Here is a 321-nt window from a genome sequence, read left to right on the forward strand (position 1 = left end):
TGGCTATCTCCAGTCTTTTACCGGCGTTTCCGGCTGCAAGGCTCAACACCTGGGTGATCTCGGAGTTACGTTTCTTACGCGTTATTTCCAATGCGGCCCGGGCAGGTCCCTGCTCCGCGATTGTTATCTCTGCATCCCCATTCAGATAATCAACCGGAGGATTTTGACGATCCTTCCAGTCCATATTCCAAGAGGGCCATTTTTCTGGCTTTTCATATAAAAACGCCAGGCTGGCAGGTTTTTGCAACAATTCCTTTTTCAGGTTTTTGTCATAGATGCTTGTAATGTCACCATTATCGCCAACAAGTACTTTATAATACT

At 46.1% G+C, this 321-nt stretch carries 1 protein-coding gene; it reads right to left on the minus strand.

Annotated elements, in window-relative coordinates:
* Positions 1-321: glycoside hydrolase family 38 C-terminal domain-containing protein (locus N2K84_RS20710; RefSeq protein ID WP_282593663.1), on the minus strand; the 321-nt coding region annotated here is incomplete at both ends.

Source organism: Gaoshiqia sediminis, assembly GCF_025907915.1.
In the GTDB taxonomy this organism is placed as follows: domain Bacteria; phylum Bacteroidota; class Bacteroidia; order Bacteroidales; family Prolixibacteraceae; genus Gaoshiqia; species Gaoshiqia sediminis.